Origin of the sequence: Roseateles chitinivorans (assembly GCF_050632145.1) — a bacterium.
GTDB lineage: Bacteria > Pseudomonadota > Gammaproteobacteria > Burkholderiales > Burkholderiaceae_C > Roseateles > Roseateles chitinivorans_B.
Genome location: NZ_CP192577.1, coordinates 4040157 through 4055994 on the forward strand (window position 1 = coordinate 4040157; position 15838 = coordinate 4055994).

Below are 15838 nucleotides of genomic sequence, written 5' to 3' on the forward strand. Positions count from 1 at the left end.
CTCCTCAAAGGTGGCCGGATGCTAAAGAAGTAAAACTACATCAATAGACCGTGAAATCCCGAAGTCGGATTACATGTCGATGGTTCATGGGACACGGGAGGGACACGACTTAGGCGGTATTCAGGCCAATGCGCCACGGCTGGCGTCTGCGGGATGTAGTTTTGCTTCACCTCGGAGCGTCCGTGGCGAACACCCGAACTCCCGCCGGAACGCGCGGTTGAAGTTCGACAGGTCCGCCCAGCCGCTGTCGTAGGCGACGTCGGTCACCGGACGGCGGGTATCGCGCAGCAGATGCAGCGCGTGCATCAATCGCTGGCGGATGAGGTACTGGTGCGGCGTGACCCCGATGGCCCGGCGGAACACGCGCAGCAGGTGGAAGGGGCTCAGGCCGGCGGCGTGAGCGACGTCGTCGAGCGTGAGGGCCTCGGCGCTGCGGGTCTCGATGCAATGGGCCGCCGCGCGAGCGCGCTCATCCTGCCGGGGCGCAGGCGCGGGCGCCTCCTCGTCGCCCAGCGCGCGGCGCACCTGGGCCACGATGGCCAGTGCCGCCTCTTCGAGCGCGAAGCCTTCTTCCCCGCCGTCGTCCAGCCCGCGGAAAAGTCCCGCCACGCGCGGCAACGGCGGCAGGCAGGCATGGGTGAAACGTTCAGCCCCCAGCGTGCCGTCGAGCATCGCCGCGGACATCGACAGCACCGTGCAGTCGTCGCCCGAGCCGTCACAGTCCTCGTGCGAGCAGGCGTAGCCGTCGCCGGCGTTGCCGAGCATCAGCCAGCCGGGGCCGAGCACCGCGCCGCCGGTGCGCGTCCGGTAGGTGAAGCGGCCGCGGTCGACCAGCGTGATCGAGCACTGCAGGTGCTCCTCGTCGACCGGCGGCTCGCCCTGCACCGCGCGGCACTGGCAGTGCAGCAGGCGCAGGCCGGTCCCCGACTGCAGCGGCCGATAGCGGCGCTCGGGCGCAACGAGGTCGTCGACGTCATCGGTGTCGTGGAGGGTGGGGCAGGGCAGCGACATGGTCGGGATGCTATGGAGCGCCGGCTCCAAGGCCTGTCAGCAGGCATCGCAGTTTTTGCCAAGTCTTCTGCGGAGGCCGTCCCTAGGCTGACGGTCATGAAACACCTCATCACCCCCTCCATCGCTGCGCTCATGAGCGCGCTGTTCCTCTTCACACCGGCCGAGGCCGCCGACCACCTCGACACGCCGACCGTCATCGCCGACCCCGCCGCCGACATCGGCGACCTCTACGCCTGGACCTCCGCGGATGGCAGGCGTCTGAACCTCGTCATGGACATCGTGGGCAAGCGCTTCTCCGATCAGGTCCAGTACGTCTTCCTCGTCGACAGCGGCCAGCGCTACGGCGCGACGACGGTCGGGACGCGGCTGCTCTGCCAGTTCGAGGCGGCCGGCGTCGTCCGGTGCTGGGTCGGGCGCGAGGACGGCGTGCAGGGCGACGCCGGCGCGGCGGCCGGTCTGACCAGCCGCAGCGGGCGACTGCGCGTCTTCGCGGGCCAGCGGGACGATCCCTACTTCAACAACGTGCGTGGCACGCGCGCCGCGCTCAATGCGGCGGCGGAGGCCATCCGTGCCGATCAGGCGCCGCCGGACGCGAGCGGCGTCCCTCGTTTCGACGAGAGGACGGTGAAGCGCATCGGCGCGCTGTGGGGGCAGACGGAGGGCGGTCCGGCGCGCAACTTCCTCGCGGGCTGGACGACCTCGGCGCTGGTCGTGTCGGTGGACCTGGGCCTCGTGAACGCCGGCGGACCGATGCTGGCGGTCTGGGGGCGCACGGAGCGCCGCCAGGAGGTGCCGACTGCGGATGCGGGACCACCGCCGCCCGGCGCGCCCATCGATCGCATGGGACGCGCGCTGACCGGCAACGCGCTGCTGGCCACGATCGGCACGGACGAGGCGGCGAACGCGCTGAAGGAGGCCTACAACCGCGCGGGCCCGGCCGACTGGCAGGACTTCGCCCCGGAGATCGGCCGCAACCTCGCGCTGTACGACGGCTTCGACGGCGTGGCGGGCAACCAGTGGCTCGTGGAGGCGAAGGAGGCGTCGCCCGGGCGGCACCGGCGTCTGGCGGCGCTGCTGGCCGACGACCGCCTCTGGGTCGATAGCCGCCAGACGCGATGCGAGGTCTATCTGGCGGTCGAGCGCCGCGCCGCCGGCGCAGCGGTGCCGCCCGACTGCGGCGGTCGCACGCCGCTGGTCAACGTCAACGCCGTGTTCCGCTCGCTGCTGATCCGCGGCACGCCGGACGTGGCCGACGATGGCGTCACGCAGGATGATCGCGCGCATTCCACCGTGGATTTCCCGTTCCTCGCCGCAGCGGTGATGCCGGCGGGCTCCACGGCTTCCGTCGCATCCGCCGCATCCGCCGCATTGGCGGTATCCGCGGTATCCGCGGCAGCCGCCGCATCGGATCCGTCAATGCCTTCAAGGCCCGCGGCAGCCACGACGCAGGGCGTGATCGCCATCGCCAACCTCGATCACCTCATTCACCAGCACGGCACCGATCCCGCAGCGTGGGAGCTGTCGCTGATGCGTCTGCAGTTCTTGGCCGACTACCGGGTACTCGACCAGGCGGCCGCGCTTGCGGCGCCTTCGACGGTCGACGCGGCTCGTGGTGCCGCCGGCCGCCTGCGGCAGGCACGCGCGCTCACGACCCTGCATCGCTTCGCGCAGGCGGAGCGGGTCCTCGATGCCGCTCGTGCCACACCGGTCCAGCGCGCTGCGTTGCTCGTCGCGACCGGGCGGGCGGGTCAGGCCTTGCCGGTGCTGAGGGACGAGGCCGCGCGCCGGCCGGACTTCGCCAGCCTCAGCGCGCTGGCCCGGGCCGAGGCCGGCGTCGGTCGCCTCGAAGCCGCCGATCGCCACTACGCCCAGGCGCTGACGATGCTGGACACGACGTGGCCGTTTCCCGCAGCCGCCGTTGCGTTCGCGCGTGGGCTGATGTGGACGGAGCAGGGCGGCGACCCGGTGCGGGGCGCGGCCTTCTACGAAGAAGCGCTGCGCCTGCTGCCCGACTACGCGGCGGCCGGCATCCACCTCGCCGAGTTGGAGCTGGCCCGCGGCGACGACGCCTCGGCGCAGTCGCGGCTCCTGCGCGTCGTCCGAGCCAGCGAAGAGCCCGAAGCCCTCGCGCTGCTCGGCGAACTGCATCTTCGACAAGGCGAGACTGCGTTGGGTCGCGAGGAGATCGTCCGCGCGAAGCGTCGCTACGAGGCGCTGCTGGCCCGTCACCCGCAGGCGTTCGCCGATCACGCCGCCGAGTTCTACCTCGGTGCGGGTCGCGATGCGCGCCGCGCATGGGTCCTGGCCCAGGCCAACCTGCGCGAACGCCCGACACGCCGCGCCTACCTGCTGGCGATCCGCGCCGCCGAGGCCCTGGCACTGACCCGCGAGGCCGCTTCGCTGCGCGAACGCAGAGACGCCCGCCACGCGCCCCATGCGGCATGACCCGCAGACGTGTCGTCGCACCCGGCTGCGATACTCCGCCGTCCCCTTCGCTCCGGAAGGGCCCAGCTCCTGCCGCCCGCCATGACCGACGACCTGCGCCACCCTGCCGATCTCCCCGCCCCGGCGGCGACCTCCGAGGCGGCCCCCGAAGAAGCGGCATCGCAGCGCGAGCCCGACGACCTGGCCCAGTTCAGGACGCTGTTCGAGCGCATGGACGAGGGCTACTGCGTCATCGAGTTCCTCGACGGTCCGCACGGCCCCCTGAGCGACTACGTGCACGTGCTCGCCAACCCGGCCTACTACGCCAACGCCGGCATCGCCGACGTCGTCGGCCAGAAGGTGCGCGAGATGGTGCCGGACGAAGCCGGCGCCTGGGTCGAGATCTACCGCAACGTCCTGCTCACCGGGGTGCCGGTGCGCTTCGAGCGTGAGCTCGAACGGACCGGCCGCTACCTCGAGCTGTCCGCCTTCCGCATCGATCCGGTCGAGCGTCGGCAGGTGGCGGTGCTCTTCCAGGACGTGACCCGGCGTCACCGCGCCGACCAGGAACTGCGCGAGCTCAACGACACGCTCGAGCGTCGCGTCCAGGAGGAGGTCGAGCAACGCCTGCGCACCGAGGAGGCGCTGCGCCAGTCGCAGAAGATGGAAGCCGTGGGTCAATTGACCGGCGGCATCGCGCACGACTTCAACAACATGCTGGCGGTGGTGGTCAGCTCGCTCGACCTGCTGGCGCGCAAGTTCCTGAAGGACGACCCGCAGGCCATGCGCTACGTCGACGCCGCGCGCAACGGCACCCAGCGCGCGGCGCAGCTGACGCAACGGCTGCTCGCGTTCTCGCGCCAGCAGCCGCTGCGGCCCGAGGCGCTCAACGCCAACCGGCTGGTGGCCGGCATGTCCGACCTGCTGCGCCACTCGATCGGCGGGACCATCGCGCTCGAGTCGGTGCAGGCCGGCGGCCTCTGGCGCACCCACGCGGATCCGAACCAGCTGGAGAGCGCGATCCTCAACCTGGCGGTCAACGCCCGCGACGCGATGCCCGAGGGCGGACGCCTGACCATCGAGACCGCGAACGCGCACCTCGACGAACGCTACGTCGCCGAGCAGGTGGGCGTGCTGCCCGGCCAGTACGTGATGGTCGCGGTGACCGACACCGGCAGCGGCATGACGCCGGAGGTGCTGACACGGGCCTTCGATCCGTTCTTCACGACGAAGGAAGTGGGCCGCGGCACGGGGCTGGGACTCAGCCAGGTCTACGGCTTCGTCAAGCAGTCGGGCGGGCACGTGAAGATCTACTCCGAGCTCGGCCAGGGCACGACGGTGAAGATCTACCTGCCGCGCCTGCTCAACGACCAGGAGGAAGAGATCGAGTCGCAGCGCGTCCCGCTGGTGTCCGCGTCGCAGGGCCAGGAGACGGTGCTGGTGGTCGAGGACGAGCCCGCCGTGCGCGCCTCCTCGGTCGATGCGTTGACGGAGCTCGGCTATCGCGTGCTGGAGGCCGACGGCGGCGAGGCGGCGCTGAAGCTGCTCGACGCGCATCCCGAGATCGCGCTGGTGTTCGCGGACGTCGTGATGCCGGGCATGAACGGCCGCAAGCTCGCCGACGAGGCGCGCCGGCGCCGGCCGGGACTGCGGGTGCTGTTCACGACCGGCTACTCGCGCAACGCGGTCGTGCACAACGGGGTGCTCGATCCCGGCGTGGACCTGCTGGGCAAGCCGTTCACGCTGGATGAGCTGGCCGCCGCCGTCCGCGCGGTGCTGGACCGCGCGGATTGAGGCTCAGAACCGGTAGGTCGCGTTGACCGACACCGCGCGCGGGGCGCCCCAGGAGTAGGTCGAGTACCAGCTGAAGATCGTGTAGTACTTCTTGTCGAAGAGGTTGGTCACGTTGATCGAGGCGGACAGGTTCTTGTTGAACTCGTAGCTCGCCATCGCATCGAAGATCCAGTAGCCGTCGACGGTGTGCTTCATCGTGCCGCCGCTCGGCGTGGCGATGTCGCCCCAGGTCTTGTCCTGCCAGCGCGCGCCGCCGCCCACGCGCAGGCCGTTCAATGCGCCACCGAAGGCGCCGTCGAGCTTGTGCGTCGTGTACAGGCTGAACTGGTTGGCCGGCGTGAGCGTCGTGACGCGCGTGCCCTGCTGCCTGGACACGCTGTTCGTGTAGCCCGCCTGCAGCTGCCAGCTCGGCGTGATCTGGCCGGAGATCTCGAACTCCACGCCCTTGGTCTTGATGCCGTCGGCCGCGCGGTAGGCGACGCCGCCGGTGGGTGTCTTGCCGCCGGTCTCGATCGCGAAGTTGTCCTGCTGCAGCTGGAAGTAGGCCGCCGATGCGTTGAGGCGGCCGTTCAGCCATGAGGCCTTCACGCCGGCCTCGTAGTTCTTGCCGCGCAGCGGATCCAGCGTGCGGCCGGCTTCGTCCTGCGAGGACTGCGGCGTGAAGATGTCGGTGTAGCTCGCGTAGAGCGCGTACTCGCGGGTCAGGTCCCAGACCGCGCCGAGGTAGGGCACGAACACGCCGGACTCGTCTAGTCCCTGCGCCTTGTTGCGGTACGCGGACCAGCGGCCGCCGGTGATCAGCTTCAGATCGGCGGGCAGGTTCCAGCGCACGGCGGCGTAGACCCCGCGCTCGCGCGTCGTCTCGTCGTTGGCGAAGTCGGGGGTGCTGTGCCACACCGGCTCGGGCACCTGACCGTTCCACTGGTAGTAGTTGGGCACGTTCACGTCATAGCCGTCGGCGAGGTAGTAGCCGTCGTTCTTCCATTGGCGGCGGGCCAGGCTGCCGCCCACCACGAGTTCATGCTTGCGGCCGCCCAGCGTGAAGGGACCGGTGGCGTAGACGTCGGCGGCATCGCTGGTCGTCTTGCCGATGTACTGCCCGATCCACATCGACACGCCGGCGCCAGTGGCCGGGTTGGGAAAGCCCGAGGCGCCCGCGCCGAGGTTGGCGTCGTAGCCGTTGATCTGGTGGTTCAGCTGCAGCTTGGCGACCCAACCGCTGTCGAAGTTGTGCTCCAGCGTCGCGAAGCCGGTGCGGGTGTACTGCTCCCAGCGGCTCCAGGTCGCGCCGTTGTTGAACGAGCGCGGCCGGTCGTTGAACTCGCCCAGCGAATTCAGCAGCGGGATGCCGCCCCAGCTCGAGCCCTTGGGCTTGCTGTCGAGGTAGTCGAAGCCGACGGTGAGCAGCGTGTCGGGGGTCAGGTCGGCCTCGACGATGCCGTAGAGCACCGTGGTCTTGCGCTCGTAGTGGTCGACCTGCGACTGCCGGTCGGTGTAGGCGGCGACGCCGCGTGCGCGAATGCTGCCGCTGTCGTTGAGCGCGCCGCTGGCGTCGACCTCGCTGCGCCAGGTGCCCCAGCTGCCGATGCCGGCCGAGGCGTGGCCGCGGACTTCACGCGTCGGCTTCTTGCGGATCAGGTTGATCGTGGCGCCGGGCGAGCCGCTGCCGGTGAGCAGGCCGGTCGCGCCCTTGAGGACTTCCACGCGGTCGTAGATCGAGGTGTCGCTGAGCGTGTTGCCGGCGGAGTACGACGAGTCGCGCGTCATCGGCACGCCGTCGTACTGGAAGTTCTGGACCGCGAAGCCGCGCGAGTAGTACTCGGTGCGTTCGCTGTCGTAGGTGACGATGCTGATGCCGGGGGTCTGCGCCATCACGTCGTCGATGGACGTGAGGTTGAAGTCGTCCATCTTCTGGCGCGTGATCACGCTGATGGACTGCGGCGTCTCCTTGGGCGAGAGCACCAGGCGCGTCGCGGTGGCGATGGTGCCGGAGGCGTAGGAGCCGGACTTCTCGGTGATCTCGCCGAGGCGGTTGGCGTTGACGGTGACCGCGGGCAGCGCGACGTCGGCCGTGGCGGCGGAGGCCGCCGAAGCCGCGGGGGCCGCGGCCTTGGCCGGGGCATCGGCGCTGGCGGGATTGCTCTGCGCCAGGATCGGCGTGGAGATCAGCAGGCCGGCGCCGGACAGGGCAATGGCGAGCAAAGGCAGAGCAGGGCGGGGCAAGCCGCGCGAGGACCGGAGCGTGGTGGACATGGCAGGGCGTCTCCTGCCGCGGCCCTCGGCGAGGAGGGCATCACGTCGGCCTGTGCCGCGGAGATCTAGGTGGGGAGGGGGTGGAACATGGTCGAGCAGACCGCGAGTTGTTGATAATAATTCTCAATTGAGAAATTTCTCATTTGAGTTGATCGCGTATTCGCACAGGGCCACGTCCAGTCGCACGGATGCGACGGTGGCCGGCCTCGGTCGGACTCCCTCGCCCGCTTGCGGGAGAGGGGGTGAGGGCCAGCGGCCTGGGCAGTCAGCCCAGCGCCGAGTACCCCGAGACGAAGCGATGCGGCGTGCCGTCGGCGTCGTAGGTCGACCGCTCGATGCGGCCGATGTCGGCGCCGTAGATGTGGATGCTGATGGAGACCTGACCCTCGACCGCGTTGTGCACGCGATGGATGTCCCCGAGCCGCGGCGAGACCGCCTCGACCTGACCCGGTGACAGCCGCACCGGCGGACCCTCCGGCACCAGCTCATCCGGCCCCGTGAAGCGGTACCCCTGCGAGTCCTCCGCGCCGCGCAGCATGCCGATCAGACCCCAGACGGTGTGATCGTGGATGGGCGTGGCCTGGCCCGGTCCCCAGACGAAGGACACGACGGAGAAGCGCCCCTGCGCGTCGACGTGCAGCGGGTACTGGCGATAGCGATCGACGCCGGGTTGCGCGTGGGTCGACGGCAGCCAGTCGTCGCGTGCGACGAGTTCGGCGAGCAGCGGGCGCAACGCCTTCAGCAGTTCCGGCTCGCGCGGATGCCGATCGAGCAGATCCTCGGTGCGCTCGATGAAGCGGGCCAGCGGCGCCGGCACGTCGGTGTCGGCGGACGTGGCGTCGCGGACCTCGCGGACCTCCACCTCGAGCTGTGGCATGTCGGTTCCCCTCATCAATCCGGGCGAGTGTGAGCTCGGCCCCGGCGGCCGTGAATCCTGCAATCCGAGCATGGAAAGTCGGATTCGTTCTTTGCGGGTTGCCGTGCGGATCTCTACGGTCTGGGCCTGTCCGACCAACGCAGGGCCACGAGCATGAGCATCCAATTCATCGGCATGATCCAGTCGCAGAAGACCTCCGAGATCCACGCGGCCAGCGGGCCGGTCGTCGATCCGGACTACGTGACGGCCTTCGCCCAGGCGCACGAGGCGGCGGGTTTCGACCGCATCCTGGTGCCGCACCATTCGACCGGCCCCAGCGCGCAGCTGACGATCGCCCACGCGGCGGCGCACACCTCGCGCATCGGCTTCCTGCTGGCGCATCGGCCCGGCTTCGTCGCGCCGACGCTCGCCGCGCGGGAGCTCGCGACGCTCGACCAGTTCACCGGCGGCCGGCTGGCGGTGCATGTGATCTCGGGCGGCTCGGACGCCGAGCAGCGCCGCGATGGCGACTACCTCGACCACGACCAGCGCTACGAGCGGACCGACGAGTACGTCGGCCTGTTGCGCCGCCTCTGGACCAGTGACCAACCCTTCGACCACGAGGGCACGCATTACCGCTTCGACGGCGGCTTCAGCGAGGTCAAGCCACGCCAGCAGCCGCATATCCCGGTGTTCTTCGGCGGCGCATCCGACGCGGCGCTGCCGGTGGCGGGCAGGCACGCGGACGTCTATGCACTGTGGGGCGAGTCGCTGGAGCAGACCGCCGACCTGACGCGGCGCGTGCGCGCGGAGGCGGCGCGCCATGGGCGGAACATCGGCTTCTCCGTGTCCTTCCGGCCGATCCTCGCGGACACCGAGGAGGCGGCCTGGGCACGCGCCGAGCGCATCCTCGAGGACACGCGCCGGCTGCGCGTCGCCGCCGGCTACAGCCGCGGCGGCCCGCAGCAGAGCGAGGGCGCGCGACGCCTGCTGGCCGCGGCGGAGAAGGGCAGCCGCGTCGACAAGCGGCTGTGGACCGAGATCGCCCGCGAGACCGGTGCGCGTCACAACAGCACCGCGCTGGTCGGCACGCCGGAGCAGGTGGCCGAGGCCCTGCTCGACTACTACGACCTGGGCGTCACGACCTTCCTGATCCGCGGATTCGATCCGCTGGAGGACGCGATCGACTATGGCCGTGAGTTGATCCCGCGCACCCGGGCGCTCGTCGAGCAGCGGCTGGCGCAGCGGCAAGCCGCCTGAGCTCGACCCGTCTTTCTCTCTCCGATTCGAGGACCGCATGAGTTCCCATTCCAACGATCCCTCGCGCCGTCGCGTGCTGACCCAGGGCGCCGCGATCGCGGCGCTGACGGCCGTCCCCTACGTGCGCTCCGCGCGCGCACAAGGCCGCGTGCTGGTGAAGGCCGGCGACCAGAAGGGCAACCTGCGCGCGTTGCTGGAGGCGGCCGATGAACTCCGCCAGTTGCCCTACGACATCCAGTGGAGCGAGTTCCCCGCCGCCGCGCCGCTGGCCGAGGCGCTCAACGCGGAGGCCGTCGACTTCGGCCCGATCGGCGATGCGCCGCTGCTGTTCGCGATCGCCGCGGGCACGCGCATCAAGGCCTTCGCCGTGAACCGCTCCGATGCCTACGGCACGGCGGTGCTGGTGCGGCCGGATTCGCCGTTCAAGACGGCGGCGGATCTCAAGGGCAGGTCCATCGGCACGAACCGCGGGTCGATCGGGCATTTCATCGCACTGAAGGCGCTCGCCTCGGCGGGCTTGAAGCCGGACGACGCGCAGATCCGCTTCCTGCCGCCGGCCGAGGCGAAGCTCGCGTTGACGCAAGGCTCGCTCGACGCGTGGGCGACGTGGGAGCCGTACACCGCGCTGGCGGAAACGGCCGGCCACGCGCGCGTGCTGGTGAGCGGGCGAGGGCAGTGGTCGGGGCTGAGCTTCCTGGCCGCGACCGACAAGGCGCTCGCTTCCAAGCGCGACGCGCTGGCCGACCTGGCGCAGCGCGTGAAACGCGCGCAGGCCTGGTCCTACCAGCATGTGCCGGAGTTCTCCGCGACGCTGGCGCGGATCATCGGCATCCCCGTCGAGGCCGCGCGGCTGCAGTTCGAGCGCCGCGCCACGCGCTGGATCGCGCTCGACGACCAGGTGCTCGCGGACCAGCAGCGCAGCGCCGACTTCTATCTGCAGGTGGGGCTGCTGAAGCAGCGGTTGGATGTGAAACCGACCATCACGCTGGTCTAGCGTCGACCGCGGTCCTGCTGGCAGGCTTCGACTGGAGTCCAGCCAACTCGCTGTCCGTGAAGTCCGCCGCCAGGGCGACCGCCCGCTGTGCTTCCAACGCGGAGAGACGGCTCGACAGGGCCTGCCTGACGTTCGCGTACGAGTCCGCGCCCAGCACCAGGCGTCGGGGCAGGGGCTCGCGGCGATCGACCATCTCCAGCATCGCGGTCGTCATCCGGTCGGGGTCGCCCTTGATGACCCAGCTGCCGTCGAGCCCGTCGCGCAGCTGCTGCACCGGGGTGTCCTGGTAGGCCGGCGTGGGCGCGGTCTTCACGAGATTGACGCCGAAGTCGGTGCGGGCCGGTCCGGGCTCCACGAGGGTGATCTCGATGCCGAAGGCGGCGACCTCCTGGCACACGGCCTCGACGAAGCCTTCCACGCCCCACTTGGTCGCGTGGTAGAGGCTGAAGCCGGGATAGGCGCATTGACCGCCTTCGCTCGAGATCTGCAGGAGGCGTCCGCCGCCTTGCGCGCGCAGGTGCGGCAGCGCCGAGCGGATCAGCGCGATGGCGCCGATGAGGTTCACGTCGATGATGTCCCGCAGCTGGCGGTCATCCGTTTCCTCCGCGGCGCCGAAGACGCCGTAGCCCGCATTGCTGACCAGGACGTCGATGTGTCCCGCGCGTCCGAAGGCGTCGTCCACGGCAGCGCGGACGGCGGCCGGATCCTTGAGGTCAAGGCCGACGATCCGCAGATGCCGCGGATGGCGCTCGCGCAGATCGGGGAGGGCGTTGCCGTTGCGGCTCGTGCCGATGACGTGATCGCCGCGCGACAGGGCCTTCTCGGCCAGCAGGCGACCGATGCCGCTGGACACGCCGGTGATGAACCAGGTCTTGCTCATGCTTTGTTCCTGAAAGAATGGGATGGCTTTCAGCGTAGGTCCTGGCTTCCCGCGCATTGGCACGTCCTCCCGAACAGGCTGATGAAATCCGGCCATCAATCCCGCCGATCGCCTCATCCGCCGATCCCGCCTTGGAGTCTTCAGCGACATGCCCCGTCCTTCCTTCAACGACCTGAACGCGTTCGTCCTGGTGGCGACGCATCGCAGCTTCCGGCGCGCGGCGGAGGAGGCCGGCGTGGCGCCTTCCACGCTCAGCCATGCGATGAAGACGCTGGAGGAAAGCCTGGGCGTGCGGCTCCTCAACCGGACCACGCGCAGCGTCGCGCTGACCGAGGCCGGCGAGCGGCTCTTCGCGCGGCTGACGCCCGTCCTGGAGGACGTGGACGCCGCGCTGGCGGAGGCGTCGGCCACACGGGGCGTGCCGGCGGGCACCGTGCGCATCAACGCACCGGAGACGGCGGCCTGGATCCTGGTGCGGGAGGTCGTGCCGTGGGTGCTGGACCGGTTCATCGACGTCTCGGTGGACCTGGTCACCGAGGGCCGCTTCGTGGACATCGTCGAGGCCGGCTTCGATGCCGGCGTGCGCCTGGGCGAAACGGTGCCGCAGGACATGGTGGCGGTGAGATTCGGCGGTGACATCCGCTTCGTGACCGTCGCATCGCCGAACTACCTGAAGCGGGCGGGCCCGCCGAAGTCACCGGAGGATCTGCAGCGTCACGCCGGCATCCGGCACCGGATGCCGAGCGGCAAGCTGTACCGCTGGGAGTTCGAGCGCGGTGGCGAGAAGGTCGCGATCGATGTGCCGGGCCGTCTGACCTTGAACAGCATTGCGCTGATGGTGGAGGCGGCGCTCGAGGATCGAGGCATCGCGTATGTGCCGGCGCCCGCGGTGGCGCCGTATCTCCGCAGCGGACGGCTGGAGGTGGTGCTGGACGACTGGTGCCCGCCGGGGCCGGGTCTTGTCCTGTACTACCCGGGCCATCGGCAGGTGCCGTCGGCGCTCCAGGCGTTCATCGAGGTCCTGCGCGAGCGGTTGCCTTAGGCTGGCTGCCTCAGGGGCAGTGCGGATCGGGGTGCTGGCGCTCGTTCCTGCGGGACTGCGGTCTGGCCCTGCCGCTCCATGCCAATGCGGCGCTGCAGGCCAGCAGCAGCGCCGACCCCAGGAAGTTGCCCAGCGCCTCTTCCGGCTGCGACGGATGGAGTTCCCAACCCACCCGTGCATTCCAGACGGCAATCCCCGCGACGGCCACCGCCGCCGCCCATTGCGCGACTCGCATCCCGACTCCTCGTTCTTGTCGGGAAATCGTAGTCGGTAATGTTCGGTAGCGAACATAGGGAATAGCACCGGCGCGTCGCGGCTCCCCGGATCAGGGGAGGGGGCGGGGTGTCCGCGTTGTTCGGGGCGTACGACGGTCGCCACCACCAGGCCTCGGCTAGGGCGCCAGCGCCAGCTCGATCGCCGACTCGCAGTGGATCAGCGTCGTATCGAAGACGGGCACGGAGACATTGCCGGCGTTGAGCAGCATCCCGACCTCGGTGCAGCCGAGGATCATGCCATCGGCCCCGCTGTCCACCAGACGGCGCGCGACGTCCTCGAACCGGGTGCGGCTGTGATCCGTCGTGATGTCCTTGCACAGCTCGTCGTAGATGATGCGATGCACGTCCGCCCGATCGGCATCGCCCGGAATCACTGGTTGGAGGCGGGTGGCCTTGAGGCGATCCACGTAGAACGCCTGCTCCATCGTGAATGCCGTCGCGATCAGGCCGGGTGTCCTGAGACCCGCCTTCTGGATCCGTGCCGCCGTGGCATCCGCGATGTGCAGAAGGGGAATGCTGACCCCGCCCATCATCTGATCAGCCAGCTTGTGCATCGTATTGGTCGCCAGGACGATGAAGTCCGCGCCGCCGCGCTCCAGCGCCTTGGCCTCGGCGTTCAGGATCTCTCCGGCTTCCTCCCATCGCCCCTTGGACTGCAACTGCTCGATCCTCGCGAAATCGAGGGACCGGATGAGCAGCTCCGGCGAGTGCAGACCGCCGAGACGCCGGCGCGTGATCTCGCACATCTGGCGGTAGTAGGTCTGCGTCGAGGCGGCGGACATGCCGCCGAGGATTCCGATGAGCTTCATGGCGGTGTTGATCGACGTGAGCCGGGGTTGACTGGAGGTCAGCGTAGCACCCGCGCGAATGAATCCGACACCCCGGCATTGATTGCAATCTACTAGTTGGTAGACAATGACGCCGAGCCATGAGGATTCCCATGACCAGCATCCGAGCCCTTCCATCGACGCCCTACGTTCCGCCGACCGCTGCAAGGCCGGGCAACAACGCGCTCTCGGGCGCGGCCACGGCGGATTTTCCGACCGTGATGAGGGATCACCACCAGAAGCTCCTGGCGCCGGCGGAATCGGCGAGGTCGGCTGCGAAGCCGGAACTCCTCGCGACGATGTCTCGCCGGCCGGACATCGAGGCGATGATCGAGCGGCAGCATGCGGCCAGGAAGACGTCGGTGTGCGCCAAGGGTTCGGCAATCGTGCGAGGCGATGAAGAAGGTGACGATCTCTGCGAGGAGCTCCGCGAGGATCCGCCCGCACTGCGGGTGGACCCCTGTGGGCACGGTCTTGTCCATGGCTCGCCGGTCGAATGCGCTCCGAGGCCAATGCCGTCAGCCACGACGTTGGTCACCAACCTTGTCGTGTGGCATCCGTTCGAAGCGGCTCGAACCTTCGTGTCGACGGTGCGCGCTCAGCCGCGGCGCAGACGCAGACCTGCCCCCGAAGTGTCCGGTGTATCTCGGAACCGTGAGCGCGGCGCGCAAGACAGCGAAGAGACCGATACGATGAACGACCATGCGGTCTAGCGTTGCCATCCAGATCTCCCGATTCGTTGACGAAGACTTTCCGGGCTTCATCGAGTGCGTGCTGGTCGACGCATTCGGGAAGTCGCACGTCTTCATCGAGAAGGCGTCTGTCGTCACGACCGAAAACCTCGTCTCTACGAGCAGCTACCCCTGTCCTGGCGCCATCGATTGCGAAGTGGTGGGCGAATGGACGGACGACAAGGGACACGAGCTCTCGCGAGTGAGCATCGAACGGCCCTGGAGTGTCGAGTCCACCGAAGGACTGACCGAGTTCGTGGTGTCGACGTCGAAGCTGCGATCGTGAGTGCCCTGCGATGGGCCTTGGCCATCGAGCATGCCGACGAAGAGGACTTCGACGCGCCCACGCGCGGTCTGAAGTTACGGTGAATCCCCCGGACCGATATGAGAGACATCCTGATTCCGGAAGACCGATTGGCTGTTGGCGACGCGTTGCTGTTGTGTCTTGCAGAGAGCGTCCCTTCCGTTCGCTGGCGTGAGCTGGACGATGACTTGAGGCAGGCGTATGCCCGTCATGTTGCGCTGCTCAACGTCGAGTTGAGGGGCGAGCTGAACGTCGCAGACCTGCCGGAGCCGATCGCGTTCTGCAATGCGTACTACTGGATTCTGGTGTTCGCGAAGCGATATCAAGCCCGGTACGGCTTTGATGCCGGCATCGAGCAGGAGGTCTTCAGTGTGCTGGAACGAGCGCCCGCCAATGTCGACTGGCAGGCCGTCGAACGCGTCAACGAGGCTGTGCGACAGCTTGCGCGAAGTGATGAATCTCCGAACAGGTCATGAGGATTGAACTCGCCGGCAAGCGTCGTGAGGACTTGATCTTTGCGGTGCCGGATTGATCGCGAAGCGTCGGCATCATTGAGGATGAACATGCAGCTGCTGTCCATTGACCAGATCCGCGAGAAGTTGGATCTTGCGTTCCTTCCGCTGGAACCCGCGCTCAGTGGGCTTCGGTTGATCGAGGGAGGCGCATCGTCCCAAGCGTTGGACACCGTCGAGACAACGCTTGGCATGCTGCTCCCTTCCGATTTCCGTCAGCTCGTGCAGACCTACGATTTCGGTCGCCTGACAGTGGGCCCGGTGGCGTTCGGGTACTCTGGAAGCTACCCGTCAGAATTGCTCGATCTCAATCGCCCGGGTCCGGCGAGCACGGCGGGTCTGAAGCAGGCAGGACTTCTCCTGATCGCACATTCGGATCCCTACAGGATCCTGCTGCGAAGTGCCGATGGCGCAGTCCTGGCATCGGACGTGGAACTTCCCTGGCCCACTGCGGAACGGGTCGCGAGTTCCTTCCTGGTGTTTCTCCGAGGGGTGGGCACCGTCTTGTCGAATCGGGTCGACTGCAACGACCGCGTCGCACTGGCGCAGAACGTCGCAGCGCTCGTTGCCGCCGAGTCCTTCGAGTACTGGAGACAGCTGGCGGCCTGAGCGTCGTCCTATGGGGTGGGTTTGATCTGGTATTCGCCCACTGGATGCCGAGCCGCTAAACCATCC

Annotated in this window: 15 protein-coding genes; 9 read left to right on the top strand and 6 right to left on the bottom strand. The window is 68.8% G+C overall.

Features of this window, described 5'->3' with window-relative positions; all coding sequences use genetic code 11:
• Window positions 1-120: 120 nt before the first annotated feature.
• Window positions 121-1011, bottom strand: a complete 891-nt coding sequence (locus ACQ86G_RS18645; RefSeq protein WP_431256709.1) for a helix-turn-helix transcriptional regulator — start codon at window positions 1009-1011, stop codon at window positions 121-123.
• A gap of 96 nt (window positions 1012-1107) precedes the next feature.
• Between ACQ86G_RS18645 and ACQ86G_RS18650 the strand changes: the two genes are divergently transcribed.
• Together ACQ86G_RS18650 and ACQ86G_RS18655 are read left to right on the top strand one after the other, a co-directional pair.
• A complete protein-coding gene (locus ACQ86G_RS18650; protein ID WP_431256710.1) occupies window positions 1108-3456 on the top strand; it encodes a hypothetical protein in 2349 nt (782 codons plus the stop codon).
• Window positions 3457-3537: 81 nt separating this feature from the next.
• On the top strand, window positions 3538-5229 hold the full coding sequence (locus ACQ86G_RS18655) for an ATP-binding protein (RefSeq protein WP_431256711.1): 1692 nt from the start codon (window positions 3538-3540) through the stop codon (window positions 5227-5229).
• Window positions 5230-5232: 3 nt separating this feature from the next.
• On the opposite strand, the gene ACQ86G_RS18660 is transcribed toward ACQ86G_RS18655, so the two are convergent.
• A complete protein-coding gene (locus ACQ86G_RS18660) occupies window positions 5233-7482 on the bottom strand; it encodes a TonB-dependent siderophore receptor (protein WP_431256712.1) in 2250 nt (749 codons plus the stop codon).
• Between the two features lie 265 nt (window positions 7483-7747).
• Window positions 7748-8359, bottom strand: a complete 612-nt coding sequence (locus tag ACQ86G_RS18665) for a cysteine dioxygenase (RefSeq protein ID WP_431256713.1) — start codon at window positions 8357-8359, stop codon at window positions 7748-7750.
• Between the two features lie 153 nt (window positions 8360-8512).
• Between ACQ86G_RS18665 and ACQ86G_RS18670 the strand changes: the two genes are divergently transcribed.
• On the top strand, window positions 8513-9598 hold the full coding sequence (locus ACQ86G_RS18670) for an LLM class flavin-dependent oxidoreductase (protein ID WP_431256714.1): 1086 nt from the start codon (window positions 8513-8515) through the stop codon (window positions 9596-9598).
• A gap of 37 nt (window positions 9599-9635) precedes the next feature.
• Window positions 9636-10592 (top strand): ABC transporter substrate-binding protein, encoded by a 957-nt coding sequence (locus tag ACQ86G_RS18675; protein WP_431256715.1) that lies wholly within the window; start codon window positions 9636-9638, stop codon window positions 10590-10592.
• Here ACQ86G_RS18675 and ACQ86G_RS18680 read toward each other — a convergent pair.
• On the bottom strand, window positions 10579-11472 hold the full coding sequence (locus ACQ86G_RS18680) for an SDR family oxidoreductase (protein ID WP_431256716.1): 894 nt from the start codon (window positions 11470-11472) through the stop codon (window positions 10579-10581). The genes ACQ86G_RS18675 and ACQ86G_RS18680 overlap by 14 nt on opposite strands.
• A 148-nt stretch (window positions 11473-11620) precedes the next feature.
• Between ACQ86G_RS18680 and ACQ86G_RS18685 the strand changes: the two genes are divergently transcribed.
• Window positions 11621-12514, top strand: coding sequence for a LysR family transcriptional regulator (locus tag ACQ86G_RS18685; protein WP_431256717.1), 894 nt, complete (start codon window positions 11621-11623; stop codon window positions 12512-12514).
• A gap of 10 nt (window positions 12515-12524) precedes the next feature.
• Here the strand turns inward: ACQ86G_RS18685 and ACQ86G_RS18690 are convergent, their stop codons facing one another.
• Window positions 12525-12749 (bottom strand): hypothetical protein, encoded by a 225-nt coding sequence (locus ACQ86G_RS18690; protein ID WP_431256718.1) that lies wholly within the window; start codon window positions 12747-12749, stop codon window positions 12525-12527.
• 156 nt (window positions 12750-12905) lie between these two features.
• A complete protein-coding gene (locus ACQ86G_RS18695) occupies window positions 12906-13598 on the bottom strand; it encodes an aspartate/glutamate racemase family protein (RefSeq protein WP_431256719.1) in 693 nt (230 codons plus the stop codon).
• A gap of 131 nt (window positions 13599-13729) precedes the next feature.
• On the opposite strand from ACQ86G_RS18695, the gene ACQ86G_RS18700 reads away from it, so the two are divergent.
• The 4 genes from ACQ86G_RS18700 to ACQ86G_RS18715 all read left to right on the top strand — a co-directional run bounded on the left by ACQ86G_RS18700 (window position 13730) and on the right by ACQ86G_RS18715 (window position 15772).
• Window positions 13730-14329 carry a hypothetical protein gene (locus ACQ86G_RS18700; RefSeq protein ID WP_431256720.1) on the top strand — a complete coding sequence of 200 codons (600 nt, stop codon included), beginning with the start codon at window positions 13730-13732 and terminating at the stop codon, window positions 14327-14329.
• Window positions 14319-14633: a hypothetical protein gene (locus ACQ86G_RS18705; protein ID WP_431256721.1), complete on the top strand. Its 315-nt coding sequence runs from the start codon at window positions 14319-14321 to the stop codon at window positions 14631-14633. Before ACQ86G_RS18700 ends, ACQ86G_RS18705 begins: the two co-directional genes overlap by 11 nt.
• A 98-nt stretch (window positions 14634-14731) precedes the next feature.
• Window positions 14732-15127 carry a hypothetical protein gene (locus tag ACQ86G_RS18710; protein WP_431256722.1) on the top strand — a complete coding sequence of 132 codons (396 nt, stop codon included), beginning with the start codon at window positions 14732-14734 and terminating at the stop codon, window positions 15125-15127.
• A gap of 87 nt (window positions 15128-15214) precedes the next feature.
• The gene (locus tag ACQ86G_RS18715; protein WP_431256723.1) at window positions 15215-15772 is read left to right on the top strand and encodes an SMI1/KNR4 family protein; all 558 of its coding nucleotides are present in this window, start codon (window positions 15215-15217) and stop codon (window positions 15770-15772) included.
• Window positions 15773-15838 lie beyond the last annotated feature (66 nt).

What these genes read in the sequence shown, in the direction of transcription:
- ACQ86G_RS18685 (WP_431256717.1), top strand. Translation starts at nt 11,621, where the DNA reads ATGCCCCGTCCTTCCTTCAACGACCTGAACGCGTTCGTCCTGGTGGCG.
- ACQ86G_RS18700 (WP_431256720.1), top strand. Translation starts at nt 13,730, where the DNA reads ATGACCAGCATCCGAGCCCTTCCATCGACGCCCTACGTTCCGCCGACC.
- ACQ86G_RS18650 (WP_431256710.1), top strand. Translation starts at nt 1,108, where the DNA reads ATGAAACACCTCATCACCCCCTCCATCGCTGCGCTCATGAGCGCGCTG.
- ACQ86G_RS18715 (WP_431256723.1), top strand. Translation starts at nt 15,215, where the DNA reads ATGCAGCTGCTGTCCATTGACCAGATCCGCGAGAAGTTGGATCTTGCG.
- ACQ86G_RS18675 (WP_431256715.1), top strand. Translation starts at nt 9,636, where the DNA reads ATGAGTTCCCATTCCAACGATCCCTCGCGCCGTCGCGTGCTGACCCAG.
- ACQ86G_RS18690 (WP_431256718.1), bottom strand. Translation starts at nt 12,749, where the DNA reads ATGCGAGTCGCGCAATGGGCGGCGGCGGTGGCCGTCGCGGGGATTGCC.
- ACQ86G_RS18665 (WP_431256713.1), bottom strand. Translation starts at nt 8,359, where the DNA reads ATGCCACAGCTCGAGGTGGAGGTCCGCGAGGTCCGCGACGCCACGTCC.
- ACQ86G_RS18670 (WP_431256714.1), top strand. Translation starts at nt 8,513, where the DNA reads ATGAGCATCCAATTCATCGGCATGATCCAGTCGCAGAAGACCTCCGAG.
- ACQ86G_RS18710 (WP_431256722.1), top strand. Translation starts at nt 14,732, where the DNA reads ATGAGAGACATCCTGATTCCGGAAGACCGATTGGCTGTTGGCGACGCG.
- ACQ86G_RS18680 (WP_431256716.1), bottom strand. Translation starts at nt 11,472, where the DNA reads ATGAGCAAGACCTGGTTCATCACCGGCGTGTCCAGCGGCATCGGTCGC.
- ACQ86G_RS18655 (WP_431256711.1), top strand. Translation starts at nt 3,538, where the DNA reads ATGACCGACGACCTGCGCCACCCTGCCGATCTCCCCGCCCCGGCGGCG.
- ACQ86G_RS18705 (WP_431256721.1), top strand. Translation starts at nt 14,319, where the DNA reads ATGCGGTCTAGCGTTGCCATCCAGATCTCCCGATTCGTTGACGAAGAC.
- ACQ86G_RS18660 (WP_431256712.1), bottom strand. Translation starts at nt 7,482, where the DNA reads ATGTCCACCACGCTCCGGTCCTCGCGCGGCTTGCCCCGCCCTGCTCTG.
- ACQ86G_RS18695 (WP_431256719.1), bottom strand. Translation starts at nt 13,598, where the DNA reads ATGAAGCTCATCGGAATCCTCGGCGGCATGTCCGCCGCCTCGACGCAG.
- ACQ86G_RS18645 (WP_431256709.1), bottom strand. Translation starts at nt 1,011, where the DNA reads ATGTCGCTGCCCTGCCCCACCCTCCACGACACCGATGACGTCGACGAC.